Raw genomic sequence first — 580 nt, 5'->3', positions numbered from 1 at the left:
GGGCAGCCCGGCCGGGCCGACTATCTGACCGCGCCCGGCGACCGGGTGCTCGTCATCAGCTGGTGGGACGCGCCCTACGGCGCCGAGCTGCCCGCACTGCCCGACCCGCCGCCGGAACTGGTCCGCCGTCAGGTGCACCGCTGGCGGTTCGTCTCGGTCGCGGTCAGGCCCTGAGCCGCCCGTCCCAGGCCGCCGGCGCACCGATCAGCATCGCCGGCTCGCCCGCCATCCGGGTCAGGAACACCGTCGCCTCGTGCGGCCCCTGCGGCCGCACCCGGCGCCGCACCTCCTCCGGCTCCATGGCGAACCCGCGCTTCTTCACCGTCAGCCGTCCCACCTCGCGCTCACGCAGCAGCGCCTTGAGCCGCTTGAGGCCGAACGGCAGCGCGTCGCGGATCTCGTACGCGGCCGCGTAGGGCGTCGGGTGCGGGTCGTCGCCGGTGACGTAGGCGATGGTCGGGTCGATCAGCCCGCCGCCCACCTCCTCCGCGACCAGGGCGACCAGGTGTGCGCGGATGACCGCGCCGTCCGGCTCGTACAGGTACCGCCCCACCGGCCGCACCCGCGGGGCCGGCGGCAG

1 protein-coding gene is annotated in these 580 nt (G+C 76.0%); it reads right to left on the bottom strand.

The genetic code is table 11. The features are described 5' to 3' along the window. Window positions 1-163: 163 nt before the first annotated feature. Window positions 164-580: THUMP-like domain-containing protein (locus AC5RWQ_RS30310; protein ID WP_494286019.1), on the bottom strand; the 417-nt coding region annotated here is incomplete at its 5' end.

It is taken from the genome of Micromonospora sp. BS32 (genome assembly GCF_059089345.1).
Note: the sequence above shows the minus strand (reverse complement) of the source record. Positions and strands in the feature narration are given on the sequence as shown.